Origin of the sequence: Corallococcus exiguus (assembly GCF_009909105.1) — a bacterium.
Classification (GTDB): domain Bacteria; phylum Myxococcota; class Myxococcia; order Myxococcales; family Myxococcaceae; genus Corallococcus; species Corallococcus exiguus.
Map to the genome: position 1 here is coordinate 438,699 of NZ_JAAAPK010000009.1, position 17,269 is coordinate 455,967.

Below are 17,269 nucleotides of genomic sequence, written 5' to 3' on the forward strand. Positions count from 1 at the left end.
CGGAGTCATGGGTTCTCGATGGTGGATGGGTTTGATTGTCGGCCTGGCGACCCAGGGGGCGTTCGCGCAGACCTCGCCGGTCGCAGCGGATGACTGGGGTGATGACGGGTACGCCCAGCAGTCCAACGCGGATGATTCCGGGCCCATCGCGCCCTCTCCGCCCCCTGACCTGCCCGCCGAGTCACCGACCCCCCGGCCCTATGCCGGCGCGGTCTGGACGTCCGGGCACTGGTACTGGGACGGCGACAGCTGGCAGTTCAAGTCCGGCGGCTGGGTGGAGCGCATGCCCGGCTACCAGTACGTCAACGGCTACTGGGCGCAGGACGACGACGTCTGGCGCTGGGTGTCCGGCGGCTGGGCCCAGGAGGGCTCCACCGAGGTGGAGATCCCCGTGGAGGTCGCCAGCGAGGACGTGACGGCCACCCAGGCGCCTCCGGCCCTGCGCGTGGAGTCGCCGCCCCCCGCGCCCTCCGTGGGCTACACGTGGGCTCCGGGCTACTGGTACTGGGGCGCCAACGGCTACGAGTGGGTCTCTGGCTCCTGGATGGAGCCGCCGCGTCCGGGCCTGGTGTTCGTGTCGCCGCACTGGGTGCGCCGCGGCCCGTCCTGGGCGTTCGTGGGCGGCGGGTGGGGCTACAACGGCTCGGTGCGCGTTGTCGTGCCGGTCTACCGCCACGCGCACATCTCGTTCTCCTTCGGCCGTCCGAACCTGTTCCTGCGCTCGTGGTACCGGTATCCGGGCGTGTCGTGGCGCTACTACGACTACGGGCACAGCCGTTACCGCCCGGGGGGCTACCACTACTCGCGCCCGGGGCCGTACCGGTACAACAGCCCGCGCTCGCATGACGCGTCGCCCGGGCGTTACTCGTCCAACGGTGGCCGGGGCAACAGCCGTCCCGGGCCCTACCGTCCGCAGGGCAGCGGCGTCCACTCGTCGAACAACGGCAACAGCGGCGGCTGGGGTGGCACGCGCAATCCGCCCCCCGGTGGGAACGGCACGAGCGGCGGCTCGCACCAGTCCAGCGGCGGTTGGGGTGGCGGCTCCAACCCCGGGCGTCCGTCGTCGGGTGGCGGCGCGCACCAGTCCAACGGTGGCTCCGGCGGTTGGAATGGCGGCTCCAGCCCCGGGCGTCCGTCGTCGGGTGGTGGCTCCAGCTCCAGCCCCGGGCGTCCGTCGTCGGGTGGCGGGGGACGCTCCTCGTCCGGCAACGGCGGCGGTTGGGGCGGCGGCAGCTCCGGCCGCGTCCAGCAGACCGGCGGCGGGTCCTCCAGCAGCAATAGCGGCGGTTGGGGTGGCGGCAGCTCCGGTCGCGGCGGGGGTTCCTCCTCCTCGCGCGGTTCCAGCGGCGGCTCGTCTCACGGCTCCAGCAGCCGCGGCGGTGGCAGCGGCGGCGGCTGGGGTGGCGGTTCCGGCGGTGGCCACGGCGGTGGTGGCCATCGCTGAGTGAAGTGACGGCGGATGGGCCGGGTCAGACCTCGACCTGGCCCATCAGCCACGTCTCCAGCTCCGCCAGCTCGCGCTCCTGCGAGGGGTGGCGGGCGCGGACCTCGGCGACGGCCTGCTGCATCCCGTTGCGGCTGTGCGGCTTGCCGGTGAGCGCCGCCTGCAGGTCCTGCACGAGGTCCGGGTAGAGCGCATCCGAGAAGACCTGCGCGCGGGTGACGTGTCCGTTCTCCGTGTCGACGTGGACCTCGAAGAAGCCCCACGACAGGTACTCCACCATCTGGTGGCTGAAGCGGGGCGCGTTGCCGAAGCGCCAGTCCCACGACGCGTAGTGATCGAAGGTGCGCTTGAGCGACGGCTGGCTCTCCAGGAACGAGGGCTCCAGCAGCTCCGGCTCCGCGGTGGCGCCGTGGAAGTCGCAGAAGGCGCCGATCATCGCCTTCACCAGCGACTCATGGGAGGCCTCCGACTGGAGATCGCGGATGTTCATCACGCGCGAGCGCACCGACGCGCTGCCCTTGGACTCCAGCTTCTTCGGGTGCGGCGTGAGGTAGTTGGCCAACCGCGACAGGTTGGCGTGGATGAGGAAGGTGCCGTGATGGAAGGCGCGGTCCTTCGTCTCGCGGTATGCGCTGCCGCTGATCTTCCGGGGGCCGTCCTCCAGCGGAATCACCAGGTCGTTGCGCCCGGACGCCTGCGCCGTCACGCCCAGCCGCGACAGCGCGTCCAGCAGGATGCGGACGTTCGCCGTCTTGTCGTAGCCCTCCTTCGCGGACAGGAACGTGAAGCAGGTGTTGCCCAGGTCGTGGAACACCGCGCCGCCGCCGCTGGTGCGCCGCGCGAGGAAGACCTTGTCCTCCTCCATGCGCGCGAGGTTGCACTCGGACCACGGGTTCTGGTTGCGGCCGATGACGACCGTGTTGTCATTGCGCCAGAGGAAGAGCGTCTGGGTGGAGGGATCCAACTCGCGGAAGATCCAGTCCTCGGTCGCCAGGTTGAACCAGGGGTTGTACGTCTCCGACAGCAGGATGCGGACGCGCGGGGCTTGAGACATGGGCGCGGAGCATAACCGCCCGCCACGTGCTTGCAGGGACTTGCGCCGTCCCACGCAGGACATCCCTTCCTCCCCGGGGGCAATGGCCGAGGGGGGGCTGCCTCCGGAAGACTCCGGCGCGTGTCGGGCGCGGAGTGTGGGTGCGCGCCATGGGGGCGGCCATGCGTGGAGTGTTTTCCCTGTCGCGTCCTCGTGCGGGCGGCCCGGTGGTGCTGTGGGGTGGGGCGCAGCCGTCCGGCAGCCTCAAGTACCTCACCTTCGCGCGCTACCTGGCCGCGATGCCGCCGGGCTCGCGCGGGCTGGTGGAGCTGTCCGGCGCGTCGAGCGCGCTGGCGCTGGACCTCCTGGGCCGCGAGCGGGGCCTGCCCACGGTGGCCCTGACGGACGCGGCGGGCGCGACGTACCTGCGCGCCAACGGCTTCCAGGGGCAGGTGCGCCAGGTGGACTCGATGGCGGACATGTTCCACCAGGCCCAGTCCCTGGAGCGCGAGGGCTGGAGCTGGCCCCGGCAGCTCACCAATCGAGCGATGGTCGCGTGCGTGGAGGCCTGGGCGTCGGGGCTGCGCGCGCAGGTGCGCGAGCGCTTCCCCACGGTGCGGCACGTGGTGTGTGGCTTCGGCACGGGCGCGACGCTGGTGGGCCTGACGCGCGTCTTCATGGCCGGTGGCTTCACCGTCACCGGCCTGCAGCCCGCGCCCGGCACGTCGGTGCCCGGCTGGCGCACGTGGGGAGCCCAGAACCTGGGCGCGGAGGACCTGTTCTTCGAACACCAGCCGCGCATGGTCCTGGCCACGGCCGCCCCCGCGCCGGATGCCTTCACCTCGCTCCTGGACTGGGCGCGCCGGCAGCCGAATCCTGAACGGGTGCTCGTCATCGCGCACAACGCCCGGGAACCGGACTCCGCCCGCGCCTGAGGCGACCGCACGCCTACCGGTGCGCCGCTTCGATTCTCGCCCGCACGGCGGCCACTCCGTCGCGCGGGTACGCGGGCACGTGGGACAGCTCGCGTTCAGCCAGCCGCAGGAGCGTGCGCGCGAGGCCCGGCGTATCGCCTTCCAAAGCTCGCGCCAGCTCACCGCCGGTCTCCGGATACACGCGCTCCACGCGCCGCACCGGATCCAACCCGTCCAGCAGCGAAGCAGCAGGGGCGGGGACATGGCGCGCGAGCAGCAGGCAGAACAGGCGCACCGCTTCGTAGAGCCGCGAGCGTCCGCTGAGCCCTTCGCCGCGCGCGTGGCGGCCCACGCCCACCAGCACCTGCGTGAGCCACTGTCCGAAGAGCCACGCGTCGTCCGGGGCCGTGCGCTGGAGTTCCTCCGCCGTGTCCCGCGCGCGCTCGTCCATGCGCTCCGTCACGCCGCCCTTGTCCAGCAGCACGCGGTAGCGGTTGACGCGCGCGAACGACAGCTCCTCCAGGTCGAACACCGCGAACTCCAGCAGGTGCCCGTCGCGGTACACGACCTTGAGGCCATGCGCCGTCTCGCGGAACACCAGCGCCACGTCCTCCGCATGGGGCAGCCAGCCGCGCTCCTGTCTCAATGTTTCAGCGTGTCCGGGCCATGCGACGACGAAGAAGTCATGGTCGCTGAAGTCATCCGGCGCGTAGTCGCGCGCCGCCATCGAGCCCAGCGCCACGAGCCCTCGGAAACGGCCGTCCGCGTCAGCCCTGCGCGTCAATTCCACGGTGAAGGCCTGATAGGCGGCGGTGTCCAAGCGCGTGCTCCTCGGGAAGGCCCGCATGCTGCCACTCCGACGCGGGGCGCTGAAGTCGTAATGCATTGCGTTGATTTGCGATTATGCGGTGCGTCTCGATTTCTGACGCAGCGGGTCGCAGAGGGAAAGGGGGAACAAACACATGCGTCTGTCCTGACCCGGAGCTGACACGCTTTTCAGTTAATTCTGAGGTTGGCTTGATTTTTATCAGAGCCTCGCTTTATGGGCTGATTCGCGGGTCAATCCCTTCGATGATCCGCCCTCCCCAATCAGGAGCCTGTATGCGAAACGCCGTCCGGACCCTCGTTCTGACTGTCGCGGTTCTTGCCCTCTGGGCGCAGCCCGCTCGCGCCGCGGATACGTACACGCAGACGAAGTACCCCATCGTGCTGGCGCACGGCATGGCGGGTTTTGATTCGCTGTTCGGGGTGCTCGACTACTTCTACGGCATCGAGTCGACGCTGAAGTCGGGCGGCTCGAAGGTCTACATCACGCACGTTCCGCAGTTCAACACGAGCGAGGCGCGCGGCGAGGCGCTGCTGGCGCAGGTGCAGGACGTGCTCGCGCGTTCGGGCGCGAAGAAGGTGAACCTGATTGGCCACAGCCACGGCGGCCTGGACGTGCGCTACGTGGCGGCGGTGCGGCCGGACCTGGTGGCGTCCGTGACGACGGTGGGCACGCCGCACAAGGGCGCGGACCTGGCCACCTACCTGCGCTCGAACATCAAGGGCGGTTCGTTCACGGAGGGCGTGCTGTCGTACTTCGCGAACAACCTGGGCCTGGTGCTGGGCCTGCTGTCCGGCCACACGCAGTCCCAGGACGCGATTGGCGCGCTGACGGCGCTGTCCGCTTCGGGCGCGGCCACGTACAACGCGAAGTACCCGGCGGGTCTGCCCACCTCCTCGTGCGGCACTGGCGCGGCGACGGGCACGCAGGGGCAGCGCTACTACTCCTGGTCCGGCACGGATCCCTTCACCAACGTCTTCGACGCGTCCGACTACGCGCTGAAGCTGTCGTCCTTCTTCTACAGCGAGTCCAACGACGGCCTCGTGGGCCGCTGCAGCTCGCGCTTCGGCACGGTCATCCGTGACAACTACGACATGAACCACCTGGACGAAGTGAACCAGGTGCTGGGCCTCACCGCGTTCTTCACCGACCCGAAGTCCGTGTTCCGCACCCAGGCGAACCGCCTGAAGACCGCGGGCCTGTAATCCCCCAAGGAGTGCCCCGCCATGAAGCGCCGCGCCGTCATTCTCGTGGTCGCGCTGTGCGCCCTCCTGGGTGCCGGCGTCTTCTCGTGGTGGAAGGTCCGGGCGTCTGACGCGCCCGGACCCGCTGTAACGCCGTCCGCCGTTCCCGTCGCGCAGGGGTCGCGGCCGCAGGGGGCGTCTCCCGCCGTTCCCGGTGCCGCCGTGACGGCGAGCCCGGACTCGCGGGCCGGCGCGCCGCTGCCGCCACTGCCCGGCTCGCTCAAGGACACGGAGGAGGATGGCGCGGTGCTGGTGGATGCGTCCGGGCACCTGGTGCCGAACGCGGACCTGCGCCGGCTCTTCAACTACTACCTGTCCGCCACGGGCGAGGAGTCCGCGTCGCTCATCCGCGAGCGCATCCTCGCGGCGCTGCGGGCGAAGAAGCTGCCTGCCGCCGCCATGGACGAAGCGGTGCAGGTGCTGGACGACTACCTGGCCTACCTGGAGGCAGCGCGGGGCCTGGGGTCGAACGGCTCCGCGGCCACGATGGACACCGCCGAACGCCTGGAGTCCCTGCGCAAGCTGCGCCGGGAGCACCTGGGCGGCGCGGCCGACGGCCTCTTCGGGCAGGAGGAGGCGGTGGACGCCGTCGCCGTGGAGCGGCTGAAGCTGATGAAGGACGCGTCGCTGACGAAGGAGGAGCGCGAGCAGCGCATGGCTGCGCTGGAGGAGCGGCTGCCCCCGGACGTGCGCGCCAGCCGCGAGGAGGCTGTGCGCCCGCTGCGGCAGCAGGCCGTGGAGCAGGAGCTGCTGGCGGGGGGAGCGACGGCGGAGGACCTGCACCAGCACCGGCTGTCCACCGTGGGGCCTGAGGCCACCGGGCGGCTGGAGGCGCTGGACGCGGAGCGCGCGCAGTGGAAGCAGCGGCTGGCGGACTTCCGCGCGAAGCGCGAGGCGCTGGGCCAGAGCGAGCCGGACCCTGCCCGGCGTCAGGCCGCGGTGCAGCGGCTGCTGTTCGACTCGTTCACCCCGGAGGAACGCCTCCGGGTGGAGGCCTCGGACACCATCGAAGCGGCCTCTGGTTCCGGAGGCGGGTGAGGCGGCTTCAGGTCCGCTTGAACCCTATTCGTGCGTGAGGCCGAAGAGCGACCGCAGCCTTCCGAGGATGCGGCCCGCCTCGGGTGAGTGGTCCGGTCCTCCGCCCGCGGCCTGGGCCACGGCGCGCAGCTGGGTGCGGCGCTGGGCGAGGAGCGCGGAAAGCTGCCGGGCGAGGCCCGGGTAGTCGGAGAACAGGCGCGCGAAGGTGGGCCGGTCCAGCTCCAGCAGCACGGAGTCCTGGAGCGCCACCACCGTGGCGGCGCGGGGCTCGCCGGTGAGCAGGGACATCTCCCCGATGTACTGGCCCGGCCCCAGCCTCGTGATTTCGGACTGGAGCGTGCCGGCGCGCACGCTGACCTCGCCGGAGGCCACGACGTAGAAGGTCCCGCCCTCGTCGCCCTCCTGGATGATGCGCTCGTTGCGGCCGAAGCGGCGCACCACCACCTCGCACTGCAGGCGCTCCACCTCCTCCGGGCCCAGCGGCGTGAAGAGGTCCACCTGGCGCAAGAGGTCGCGCACGGTGTCGTCCGCCAGCTCGCGGCGGCGGTGCTTCGTCTCGCGGCGCAGGGTCACCGTGCGCTGGGCGTGGGGCAGCTCCATGCCCTCGCGGCGCAGCCTGTACCACAGCCGCGTGTGCAGCTCCTCCTTCACGCTGTCCGACAGCGCGAAGTCATTGAGGAACACGCGCACCATGTACTGCGTGTTGGACTCCGTGAAGCCCACCGTGCGCGCCATCGGCGGAGGCTGCACCAGGACCTGGGGAATCTCCCGGGCCACCTCCAGCAGCGCCTGCTTCACCTGGTTGGGCGGCGCGTCCAGGGACACGCCCACCTGCACCTCGATGCCCACGGGCTCGCGGTGCTGGGTGAAGTTCTTCACGTGCTCCTTGCCCACCATGCTGTTGGGCAGGGTGATGACCTCACGCCGGAAGTTGGCGATGCGGATGGAGCGCCACCCGATGTGCACCACCCGCCCGGTGTGCTCGCCAATGCGGATGAAGTCGCCCACCTCGAACGGCCTGTCCAACTGCAGCGACAGGCCCGCGAAGAGGTTGCCCAGCGTCTCCTGGAGCGCCAGACCGATGACCACCGTCAGCACCGCGGTGGACGCGACCAGTCCCGCCAGGTCCAGGTTGAGCTGGCTCTGGAGGATGGGGACGGTGGCGAGCGCGTACAGCGTGAAGTCGATGACGTCGCGGAGAATCTTGGGCGTCGTCACCGGCGAGCGCATCCGCACCAGCTTCAGCGCGAACGCCACCGCGGCCCGGATGACGCCGTAGGCGAACGTGAGCATCCAGCCCACGCCCACGAACTTGCGCAGGCCCTCCGGCGTCGACGCCTCCGGCAGGAAGTGTGACGCCAGCCGCAGCACCAGGAAGGCGAGCAGCATCCGCACCGCGCCCCGCAGGTCGTCGCGCAGGTCCGGGTCGCGGGTGCTCCGTTGGATGCCCAGCAGGAGCACCGTCAGGATGGAGCCCGCAAGCAGGGGGAGATAGCCTTCGAGGAAGTTCAACACGTCCGGTGAATCAGACCGGGGGCGCGCGCACGGGTCAAGGTGGCGGTTGACGGGTGGGCGGCGAGCGGGGATACACGCCCCCCATGACGCTTGCCTCGGTGCAGGGACAGCCCCGCGCGATGGACGCGCTCCAATCCGCCTTGCGGTCTGGCTCGGTGCATCACGCCTACCTGTTCGCCGGGCCTGAAGGGGTGGGCAAGGAGCTGGCCGCGGTGGGCCTGGCCCAGGCCCTCACGTGCCCGGAGGCCCCGGAGGTCGGCTGCGGCAAGTGCACCAGCTGCGTGCGTCTGGCCAAGGGGCTGCACCCGGACGTCACCTGGGTGATGCCGGACGACGAGCGCGTGTCGCGAGGACTCGCGGGCCGCTCCGACTTCACCGGCACGCCCAGCCGTGAGCTGCGTGTGGAGCAGATAAGGCAGCTCCAGGAGCGCCTGGCGCTGCGCGGCCTGGAGTCCAAGCGCAAGGTGGCCATCCTGGTCAGCGCGGAGCAGATGAACGTCCAGGCGCAGAACGCGTTCCTCAAGACGCTGGAGGAACCGCCCGCGGAGACCACCCTCATCCTGGTGGCGAGCGCCATGGACCGGCTGCTGCCCACCATCCGCAGCCGGTGCAGCAAGGTGTACTTCGGTCCGCTGCCCGTGGGTCTGGTCGCCCGGCACGTGCAGCAGGAGCGCAAGCTGGACGCGGACACCGCCGCCCTGGCCGCGGTGATGTCCGGAGGCAGCCTGGGCCGCGCGCTCGCGCTGGACGTGAACGCGCTGAAGGAGCGCAAGGACGTCCTCACCGCCTTTGAAGCCCTGAGCGGCAACGACATCCCGGCCCTGCTGCGCTTCGCGGAGGCGCACGGCGGCTCGCGCGAGGACGCGGACACGGCGCTGGAGCTGCTCATCCTGTGGACGCGGGACGTGTCGCTCGCGAAGGCCGGGGCGCTGGAGGCGCTGGCGAACCGGGACATGACGGCGCTGGCGGAGGACGCGGCGAAGCGCACGTCGGAGGCCGCGCTGCACCGGCGGCATTCGCTGCTGGAGTCAGCGCGCACGGCCATCGGTTCGCGCAACGGCGCGCCCCGGTTGCAGCTGGAGCGGCTGCTCATCGAACTGTGCGTGGAGGGCCGATGAGCGCGGACATGGACGAGGTGCTGGCGGAGGTGAAGGGCGGCAAGGTGTGGCCGCTGTACCTCCTGTGGGGCGAGGAGTTCCTGGTCAGGAAGGGCGCCGACGAGCTGGTGAAGACGCTGGTGCCGGACGCCTCCATGGGGCTGAACCTCGCGGTGCTGGACGCGGCCTCCCCGCGCGAGGTGGCGCAGGAGCTGGCCACGCTGCCGCTGTTCCCCGGGCGCAAGGTGGTGCTGGTGCGCGACCCGGAGTTCCTCGCGCCCAAGAAGGGCAAGGGCGACGCGCTGGCCAAGGCGCGCGACGCGTGGAAGGCGGGCAAGCGCAAGGAGGGCGCCCGGCGGCTCCTGGCGCTCGCGGGCCGCGCGGGCTGGGGCGTGGACCAATTGGACCCCCGCGTGCCCGGCGCGCCCTCGGTGGAGCAGTGGAAGGACGAGCTCAACGTGGACCTGGCGGAGGCGGACCTGTCCTTCCTCCAGGAGGCGGCGGCCTTCTGCCGTGACGAGCGCATCAGCGCCCCGGAAGGTGACGCGTCCGCGCTCCTGGAGCTGCTCCAGAAGGGCGTGCCGCCGGGGCACGCGCTGGTGCTCGCGGCCACGGACGTGGACTCGCGCAGCCCGCTGCTCAAGTTCGCGCAGGACAAGGGCCGCCTCTTCGAGCGCAAGGTGGCCGCGCGCCACAAGGACCTGGACCTCAGTGAAATCTCCAGGGAGTTCCTCGCCCCCTTCAAGAAGAAGCTGGGGCCGGGCGCGCTGGAGGGCCTGAAGGAGCGCATCGGCGGCAACATCCGGCTGCTCCAGTCGGAGCTGGAGAAGCTGGCCGTCTACGCGGAGGGGCCCACCATCGAAGCGCAGCACGTGGCGCTGCTGGTGCACCACGCGCGCGAGGAGGAGTTCTTCGAGCTGACGGAGGCGCTCCAGAAGCGCGAGCTGCGCGACGCGCTCTCCTACGCCGAGGACGCGATGGGGCAGGGCACGCACGCGCTGCAGCTGTTGGGCGCGGTGGCGTCCATTGTCCGCTCGCTCTTGGAGAACCACGCCTGGTTGGAGAAGTACGCGGGCGGCCAACCGCCGCGCACCGGCCGCGACGTGGAGGCGCGCATCCTCCCCAAGCTGGAGGCCGAGCTGAAGGCCACCAAGCGCAAGACGCCCAACGCGTGGGCGCTCGCGTTCGGCATGCAGGCCGCCGCCCGCTACGAGCGCCGCGAGCTGCTCAACGCCCTGGTGGCGTGCGCGGACGCGGACCTGGCCCTGAAGTCCTCCGCCAGCGGGAAGCTCGTCATCGAGCGGCTGTTGTGGACGGTGTGCACCCGCGCCTGAAAGGGCCCGGGCTGAAGGAGCCGCCATGGCGGACAAGCGACGCTTCGACCTCTTCGCGGACCTGCTCGTCACGCGCTTTCCCCAGGCCCTGCGCGTCTATGACATCGCCGGCGGCATGGGGAAGCTGAACGAGTCCCTCACCCAGCGCGGCCGCACGGTCACAACCTTCGACCTGCGCCACAAGCACCTGCCCGTGAAGTACGCGCAGCGGCTCTTCACGCTCGAGGAGCCCTGCGAGGCGGAGCTCGTCGTGGGCATGCACCCGGATGGCGCCACGCGGATCATCATCGAGTACGCCGCGCGCCACGGGCTGGGCTTCGCCGTCGTCCCTTGCTGCTCCGACAATGGGATGCCCTACAAACCGTGGATGCGGCACCTGGCCGACGTGGCCCGCGACGCCGGCTACACCACGGTGGAAGAGGCCGCGCTCCCCATGGACGGGCGCGCGCGGGTGCTGCTTGGTGTGTGGCGCTGACGCACGCCGCGCGAATTCGGGGTTATGCTTTGCGTAGCAAGAAAAAGCCGCCATCCTGGGATTGTCCGAATAGAGGACGCTCCCCGTGTGCACTGTCATGGTTCAGGACAGGGGCCCATGAACGGCGAAAAGCCCAGCAAGAACGGGCCTTTGTGAAGGACTCGTAACGAATGCTTCCACATTACGGAAGATTTACTGGGCACTGATGTGCCAGCCGTTTTTCTGTGCCTTCCGGTACTGCGAGGCATTTCGCGGACTTAATGAGTTGGCCTGACAAATGCTGAAAGGAGCGCTGTCCCGGCGACCACCCCCTTTGCGCCGGGCAGGAGGCAGTACCTTGGTTCGCACCCGTTTCGTTTCAGCCCTGCTGGCCTTCCCCCTCGTCGCTTGCGGCGTCGGGGACGCGGACGTCAACACGCAGAAGGATCAGCAGAAGCCGGATGAAGTCGCCGAGGTCCAGAACGCCCTGAGCGTGATTCCGGGCGCGCAGATTGTCGGCACCAACGCGGATGGGACGCCGCACACCATCCAGGGCCGCCTGGGCCAGGCGGACCGCCCGCTGACGGGCTTCGCGGCCGCGGACGTGCACACGGCCATCGCCGGGTCGCTGCCTTCCATCGCGTCGCTGTTCCGCCTGAACGCGAACGACCTGCAGGTCCGCCGCATCAACGTGGACGAGCAGGGCACGTCGCACATCCGCTACGCGCAGACGCTGAACGGTCTTCCGGTGGTGGGCGAGGAGCTGGTGGTGCACGTGGACAGCTCGGGCGCCATCTTCGGCGCGAACGGCTCCGCGCGCTCCGGTGGCGCCGTGTCCGCGCGTCCGCTGGTCGCCGCGGAGGCGGCCCAGACGGCGGCGCTGCGCGACACGAAGGGCACGGGCCTGGCCACGGACGGCGCGCGCCTGGTGTACGTGAAGGCCGAGGACGGCCGCCTGCGCCTGGCGTACGAGGTGCGGGTCACTGGCGAGAGCGAGCTGATGCCGCTGCGCGACCGCGTCTATGTGGACGCGCTCAACGGCGCCACGCTGCTGCGCGTGCCGGAGATCCACACCGCGCTCAACCGCAAGCTGTACAGCGCGAACAACGGCACCAGCACCCCGGGCACGCTCAAGCGCAGCGAGGGCCAGGCGGCCATCGGTGACGCGCATGTCGACATGAACTACGACATGCTGGGCTACACCTACGACTGCTACAAGACGAACTTCAACCGCGACTCGCTCAACAACGCGGGCCAGACGCTGATCAGCACGGTGCACTACAGCCGCAACTACGTGAACGCCTACTGGGACGGCACCCAGATGGTGTACGGCGACGGCGACGGCGTGAACTCCATCGAGCTGGGCAAGGACGCGGACGTCACGGTCCACGAGCTGACCCACGCGGTGACGGAGAACGAGTCCAACCTCACGTACTCCGGCCAGTCCGGCGGCCTCAACGAGGCCATGTCCGACACCTTCGGCGCCATCTGCGAGAGCTGGAAGTCCGGCTCGTGGAGCACCGCGGCGGACATCTGGAAGGTGGGCGAGGATGTGTGGACCCCCGGCACCGCCGGTGACGCGCTCCGCTACATGGACGACCCGGCGAAGGACGGCGCGTCCATTGACTGGGCGCCGAACTACACGGGCCAGGACGTGCACTACACCTCCGGCGTCCCGAACCTGGCGTTCGCGCTGCTCGCCAAGGGTGGCGTGCACCCGCGCGGCCGCAGCACCATCAACGTGACGGGCATCGGCGTCCAGAAGGCCGGTCAGATCTGGTACTACGCCAACGCCAACCTCTACACGGCCGGCACCACGTACGAGCAGGCGAAGACCTGGACCATCCAGGCCGCCGCGGCCCTGGGCTACACCGCGGCCGAGCAGGCTTCCGTGAAGGCCGCCTGGGAAGCGGTGGGCGTGGGCGTGACGGTTCCGCCCCCGACCTGCACCACGCTGACCAACGGCGTCGCGAAGACGGGCCTGTCCGGCGCCGCCAGCTCTTCGAACTACTACTGCATCGACCTGCCGGTCTCCAAGGCGTCCACCTACGTGATGAGCGGCGGCACGGGCGACGCGGACATGTACATCAAGTTCGGTTCCGCCCCGACGACGACGTCCTACGACTGCCGTCCGTACCTCTCCGGCAACGCGGAGTCGTGCAGCGCGGCGGCGAAGACCTCGGCGGGCAAGATGTACATCATGGTGCGCGGCTACTCGGCGTACAGCGGCGTGTCCCTCAAGGCCACGTACTAAGTCCCCAACGCGGGTCCGGCGTGAGTCCACGCCGGGCCTCGTGAAGGTCACCTTCCGCCTCCGGGGCTCCTGTCCCGGGGGCGGTCGTGTTTTGGGGCCATGGCGTCTGTCTCGCGGGAACGGGGTAGGGTGGCCCGACTTCGCACGCGGGAGGATGCATGGGACGGCGGTTGGGGTGGGTGTTGCTGTCGGTGGTGGTGGCTTCCGGGGCCCTGTCGTGCCACCGGGACACGCGCGCTTCGCGCACCTGCGTCGTGCTGTCCGTAGGAGGCACCAAGGGGCTCGCGCACGTGGGCGCGCTGGATGCGCTGGTGGCCCGGGGCGTGCCCATCGACTGCGTGGTGGGAAACAGCATGGGCGCGGTGGTGGGCGGCCTCTACGCGTCCGCGCCCGGAGCCAACCTGCGCCAGCGCTACCATTCCTTCTTCACCGCCTACGAGGAACAGACGCGCAAGGTCGCCGCGACGCGAGGCGCGGTGGGCGCGGCTGTGGGCCTGCTCGCGGTGCTGGTGTCGGGCGGCGCGCTGGGACCGGCCGTGGCGGCGGGAGCGCTGGGCGCGGCGGGTGGCGCGGCGACGGTGCCCCCCTTGAGCCATGAGCGCTTCGCACAGGTGCTGGATTCCTTCTACGCGGGCGCGCGCGTGGAGGAGCTCCCCGTGCCCTTCGCCACCTTCCACCAGGAGCCCTTCGCGGGAGGCATCCGGCTCGTCTCCGTCACGCACGGTTCGCTGGCGGAGGCCGTCTCCGCGAGCGCGTCCAATCCGCTCCTGTTCAAGGACGCGACGCTGGAGCGAATCGATCCGGGCGCGGACCGCGTGTCCGCGACGCCCGTCGATGACGCGTGTCAGCTGTTCCCGGGTGCGCGGCTCATCGCCATCAACGTCACCGGCGAACCGGCCTTCTACCGCTCCGACCTGGGCTGCGACGTGCGGGAGGTCCGCGTGGACGTGCCCATGCCGCCGGTGGAGGCCTTCACCGGCCGGGGCCCTGCCTTCGAAGCCACCTACGACGCGGGCCGCGACGCGGTGATGCGGGCGCGGCTGGACTAACGACTCGGCGAGCCGCTCAGGGCGCCGTGAGCAGGCCCGTCACGTCCCGCCAGTTGCCCTGGCAGGGCGCGTTATCCGTGGCCAGGTAGTGCCCCACGTGGCCGGGCCCGAGCGCGACGATGGCGGACGAGCGCGTCCCGTAGCCTTCTTCCGTGTGGATGCACAGCGCCTGGAGCTGCTGGAGGAAGTCCGCGGGCAGGTCGTCCTCCGAGAGTGGCCCCGTCGCGGCCTCCCGGGGTGGCAGGGCATGGTCGCCCAGGGCAGCCTGAAGCCCCGTCACCAGCTCCGGCCATGGGCGCTTCGCCACGCCTTCCGCCAGGGCATGCGCCCGCCGCACCTTGGGGAGGGCCAGGTTGTCCAGGCTGTCGTTGGGGAGCACGTGCACGCCGTCCGGGACGTCCTCGTGCAGCAGGTGCGCATGGCCCGGTCTGGCGTAGGCCACCCGCAGGGTGCGCGCGTCCCCGTAGAGCAGGTTGAAGGGCAGGAACTCCGGGGCGGGCAGGGTGCCGAGGTAGCGCTCGATGGCCTCCACCGACCCGGCCTGCAGGGCGCGCAGCACCACCTCGCCCCGGGAGCGGGGGGCCAGGCCCAGGCTCCTGGCGCCGCGCTGGTTCGTCAGGGCGACGACGACCCCTTCGTGGGTGACCCCCATCCACGTGCCGCCCCGCTCCACGTCCTGGCCGCCCACCACGCGGGGGGACTCGGAGAGGACCTTCGGCCCGTGGGCCGGACGCGCGTAGAACTCATCCCGGTTGGCGGCGAGGACCAGCGGCCACTCGGGGTGGGCGTTACGGAGGATCAGGACGGTGCACATGGCGTCCGGTCGATAACATCCATCTTCGCGCCTTGCAGCCCCGGGCCTGCATGTTGGCGATGACCTCGTATCCCCGAGCGGCTATGGTCCGCCGCCCTCAGGAGAGTCCATGGCGGAGAGAACCCTCGTCACCAGCGCCCTTCCGTACGCGAACGGCGCCATCCACCTCGGCCACGCTGTCGAGTACATCCAGACGGACATCTACGTCCGCTTCCTGCGCTCGTGCGGCCAGGACGTCGTCTACTTCTGCGCGGATGACACCCACGGCACGCCCATTGAAATCAACGCCGCGAAGCAGGGCATCCCGCCGGAGCAGTTCGTCGCGCGCTTCCACGACGAGCACCAGCGCGACTTCCGCGACTTCGACATCCGCTTCGACTACTTCCACTCCACCAACTCGCCGGAGAACCGCCACTACGCGGAGCTCATCTACGGGCGCTTGAAGGACGCGGGCGACATCGACCGCCGCGACATCGAGCAGACCTATTGCGAGAAGGACAAGCGCTTCCTTCCGGACCGCTTCATCCGGGGCACCTGTCCCAACTGCAAGGCCACGGAGCAGTACGGCGACGCCTGCGAGAAGTGCGGCAAGACGTACAACCCCACGGACCTCATCGACCCGAAGTGCGCGCTGTGTGGCACGCCGCCGGTTCGCCGCAACTCCGTGCACCTGTTCTTCAAGCTGTCGCGGCACGCGGACTTCCTCCAGGAAGTGCTCAAGCGCCCCGGCTTCATCCACCCGGGCCTGGCCGCCCAGCTCCAGGGCTTCTTCGAGAAGGGCCTGGCGGACTGGGACATCAGCCGCGACGGGCCGTACTTCGGCTTCGCGATTCCCGGTGAGACGGACAAGTTCTTCTACGTCTGGCTGGATGCGCCCATCGGGTACATCGCCACGACGGAGAAGTGGGCCAAGGAGTCGGGCCGCGTCGCGGACGCGCTCGCGTACTGGGGCAAGGACGCGCCCACGCGCATCGTCCACTTCATCGGCAAGGACATCGTCTACTTCCACGCGCTGTTCTGGCCCGCGGTGCTGAACGTCGCGGGGTTCCACATCCCCAACGAGATCAAGGTGCACGGGCACCTGACCGTGAACGGGGAGAAGATGAGCAAGAGCCGCGGCACCATGGTGGCCGCGCGTGACTACCTGGAGCTCCTGGACCCCAGCTACCTGCGCTACTTCTACGCGGCCAACCTGGGCGCGGGCGTGGAGGACCTGGACCTCAACCTGAAGGACTTCCGCCTCCGGGTGAACGGCGAGCTCGTCAACAACGTGGGCAACCTGGCCAACCGCGCGCTGTCGCTGCTGGCCGGGCCGCTGGAGAAGAAGCTCGCGCCGGGCCGCGCGGAAGGACCGGGCCGCAAGCTGGTGGAGGACGCGCTGGCGCGTGTGCCGGAGGTGCGCGAGGCGTTCGAGAAGCTGGAGTACCGCAACGCCATCCGGATCATCACGGAGATTGCCTCCACCGCGAACGCGTTCCTGCAGACGTCGGCGCCGTGGGCGCTGGTGAAGAAGGACGCGGAGGCCGCGCGGGCGGACCTGTCGGACGCGGCGGACGTGGCGTACCTGCTGGGCGCGCTGCTGGCGCCGGTGACGCCGCGCGTGTCGGAGAAGCTGTTCGCGCAGCTGGGGGCGGAGCCGCTGACGTTCCAGGCGCTCGCCACCGCGAAGTACCCGCTGTTGGACCGCACCCGCCCGCTGGGCACGCCGGAGCCGCTGCTGCCCCGGCTGGAGGAGGAGCGCGTCAACGCCATCATCAAGGTCCCCGCGGGGACGCCGGCCGCCGAGCCCGCGAAGGCAGGCGGCAAGGACAAGAAGACGGAGAAGAAGCCCGTGGAAGCGAAGAGTCCGGAAGCGGTGCCCACCACGCAGGCGTCCCCTGGAGCGGGGGCGGCGGAAGGCGCGCCCGCGGCCGACATCGAGTACGCGGACTTCGCCAAGGTGGTGCTGAAGGCGGGGCGCATCGTGGCCGCGGAGAAGGTGAAGGGCGCGGACAAGCTGCTCAAGCTGGACGTGGACCTGGGCGAGGGCACGCCGCGCACCATCGTGTCCGGCATCGCGGAGGCGTACGCGCCCGAGGCTCTGGCGGGCCGGCGCGTGGTCGTGGTCGCGAACCTGAAGCCGCGCAAGCTCAAGGGCATCGAGTCGCGCGGCATGCTGTTGACGGCGGGCTCGGGCGGCAAGGACCTGTCCCTGCTGGAGCCGGGCGACGTGCCGCCCGGCGCCGACGTGAAGTAGCGCGAGCGGTGGCATCC

14 protein-coding genes are annotated in these 17,269 nt (G+C 70.4%); 10 read left to right on the forward strand and 4 right to left on the reverse strand.

Annotated features, from left to right (window positions below):
* Positions 1 to 7 precede the first annotated feature (7 nt).
* The gene (locus tag GTZ93_RS42480; protein ID WP_222595347.1) at positions 8 to 1,444 is read left to right on the forward strand and encodes a hypothetical protein; all 1,437 of its coding nucleotides are present in this window, start codon (positions 8 to 10) and stop codon (positions 1,442 to 1,444) included.
* A 25-nt stretch (positions 1,445 to 1,469) separates the two neighbouring features.
* Here the strand turns inward: GTZ93_RS42480 and GTZ93_RS30645 are convergent, their stop codons facing one another.
* Complete coding sequence (locus tag GTZ93_RS30645; RefSeq protein ID WP_139918678.1) at positions 1,470 to 2,498, reverse strand: lipoate--protein ligase; 1,029 nt, start codon at positions 2,496 to 2,498, stop codon at positions 1,470 to 1,472.
* Positions 2,499 to 2,659: 161 nt separating this feature from the next.
* Between GTZ93_RS30645 and GTZ93_RS30650 the strand changes: the two genes are divergently transcribed.
* A complete protein-coding gene (locus GTZ93_RS30650) occupies positions 2,660 to 3,412 on the forward strand; it encodes a pyridoxal-phosphate dependent enzyme (protein WP_120578102.1) in 753 nt (250 codons plus the stop codon).
* Between the two features lie 13 nt (positions 3,413 to 3,425).
* On the opposite strand, the gene GTZ93_RS30655 is transcribed toward GTZ93_RS30650, so the two are convergent.
* Complete coding sequence (locus tag GTZ93_RS30655) at positions 3,426 to 4,211, reverse strand: hypothetical protein (RefSeq protein ID WP_139918680.1); 786 nt, start codon at positions 4,209 to 4,211, stop codon at positions 3,426 to 3,428.
* 281 nt (positions 4,212 to 4,492) lie between these two features.
* Here GTZ93_RS30655 and GTZ93_RS30660 point away from each other — a divergent pair, with 281 nt between their 5' ends.
* Both GTZ93_RS30660 and GTZ93_RS30665 read left to right on the forward strand, forming a co-directional pair.
* Positions 4,493 to 5,422, forward strand: a complete 930-nt coding sequence (locus tag GTZ93_RS30660) for an esterase/lipase family protein (RefSeq protein WP_120578082.1) — start codon at positions 4,493 to 4,495, stop codon at positions 5,420 to 5,422.
* A gap of 21 nt (positions 5,423 to 5,443) precedes the next feature.
* A complete protein-coding gene (locus GTZ93_RS30665) occupies positions 5,444 to 6,499 on the forward strand; it encodes a lipase secretion chaperone (RefSeq protein WP_139918682.1) in 1,056 nt (351 codons plus the stop codon).
* Positions 6,500 to 6,523: 24 nt separating this feature from the next.
* On the opposite strand, the gene GTZ93_RS30670 is transcribed toward GTZ93_RS30665, so the two are convergent.
* Positions 6,524 to 8,014, reverse strand: coding sequence for a mechanosensitive ion channel family protein (locus GTZ93_RS30670; RefSeq protein WP_139918683.1), 1,491 nt, complete (start codon positions 8,012 to 8,014; stop codon positions 6,524 to 6,526).
* Between the two features lie 83 nt (positions 8,015 to 8,097).
* On the opposite strand from GTZ93_RS30670, the gene holB reads away from it, so the two are divergent.
* The 5 genes from holB (at position 8,098) to GTZ93_RS30695 (ending at position 14,202) form a co-directional block, all read left to right on the forward strand.
* On the forward strand, positions 8,098 to 9,132 hold the full coding sequence (gene holB / locus GTZ93_RS30675; RefSeq protein WP_139918685.1) for a DNA polymerase III subunit delta': 1,035 nt from the start codon (positions 8,098 to 8,100) through the stop codon (positions 9,130 to 9,132).
* Positions 9,129 to 10,445, forward strand: a complete 1,317-nt coding sequence (gene holA / locus GTZ93_RS30680; RefSeq protein ID WP_121751643.1) for a DNA polymerase III subunit delta — start codon at positions 9,129 to 9,131, stop codon at positions 10,443 to 10,445. Before holB ends, holA begins: the two co-directional genes overlap by 4 nt.
* Positions 10,446 to 10,470: 25 nt before the next feature.
* Positions 10,471 to 10,920, forward strand: coding sequence for a hypothetical protein (locus tag GTZ93_RS30685; protein WP_120568058.1), 450 nt, complete (start codon positions 10,471 to 10,473; stop codon positions 10,918 to 10,920).
* 337 nt (positions 10,921 to 11,257) lie between these two features.
* Positions 11,258 to 13,153 (forward strand): M4 family metallopeptidase, encoded by a 1,896-nt coding sequence (locus GTZ93_RS30690; RefSeq protein ID WP_139918687.1) that lies wholly within the window; start codon positions 11,258 to 11,260, stop codon positions 13,151 to 13,153.
* Between the two features lie 158 nt (positions 13,154 to 13,311).
* Positions 13,312 to 14,202 carry a patatin-like phospholipase family protein gene (locus tag GTZ93_RS30695; RefSeq protein WP_139918689.1) on the forward strand — a complete coding sequence of 297 codons (891 nt, stop codon included), beginning with the start codon at positions 13,312 to 13,314 and terminating at the stop codon, positions 14,200 to 14,202.
* Positions 14,203 to 14,218: 16 nt separating this feature from the next.
* On the opposite strand, the gene GTZ93_RS30700 is transcribed toward GTZ93_RS30695, so the two are convergent.
* Positions 14,219 to 15,016 (reverse strand): NRDE family protein, encoded by a 798-nt coding sequence (locus tag GTZ93_RS30700; protein ID WP_139918690.1) that lies wholly within the window; start codon positions 15,014 to 15,016, stop codon positions 14,219 to 14,221.
* A 109-nt stretch (positions 15,017 to 15,125) separates the two neighbouring features.
* On the opposite strand from GTZ93_RS30700, the gene metG reads away from it, so the two are divergent.
* Positions 15,126 to 17,252: a methionine--tRNA ligase gene (metG, locus tag GTZ93_RS30705; RefSeq protein ID WP_139918692.1), complete on the forward strand. Its 2,127-nt coding sequence runs from the start codon at positions 15,126 to 15,128 to the stop codon at positions 17,250 to 17,252.
* Positions 17,253 to 17,269 lie beyond the last annotated feature (17 nt).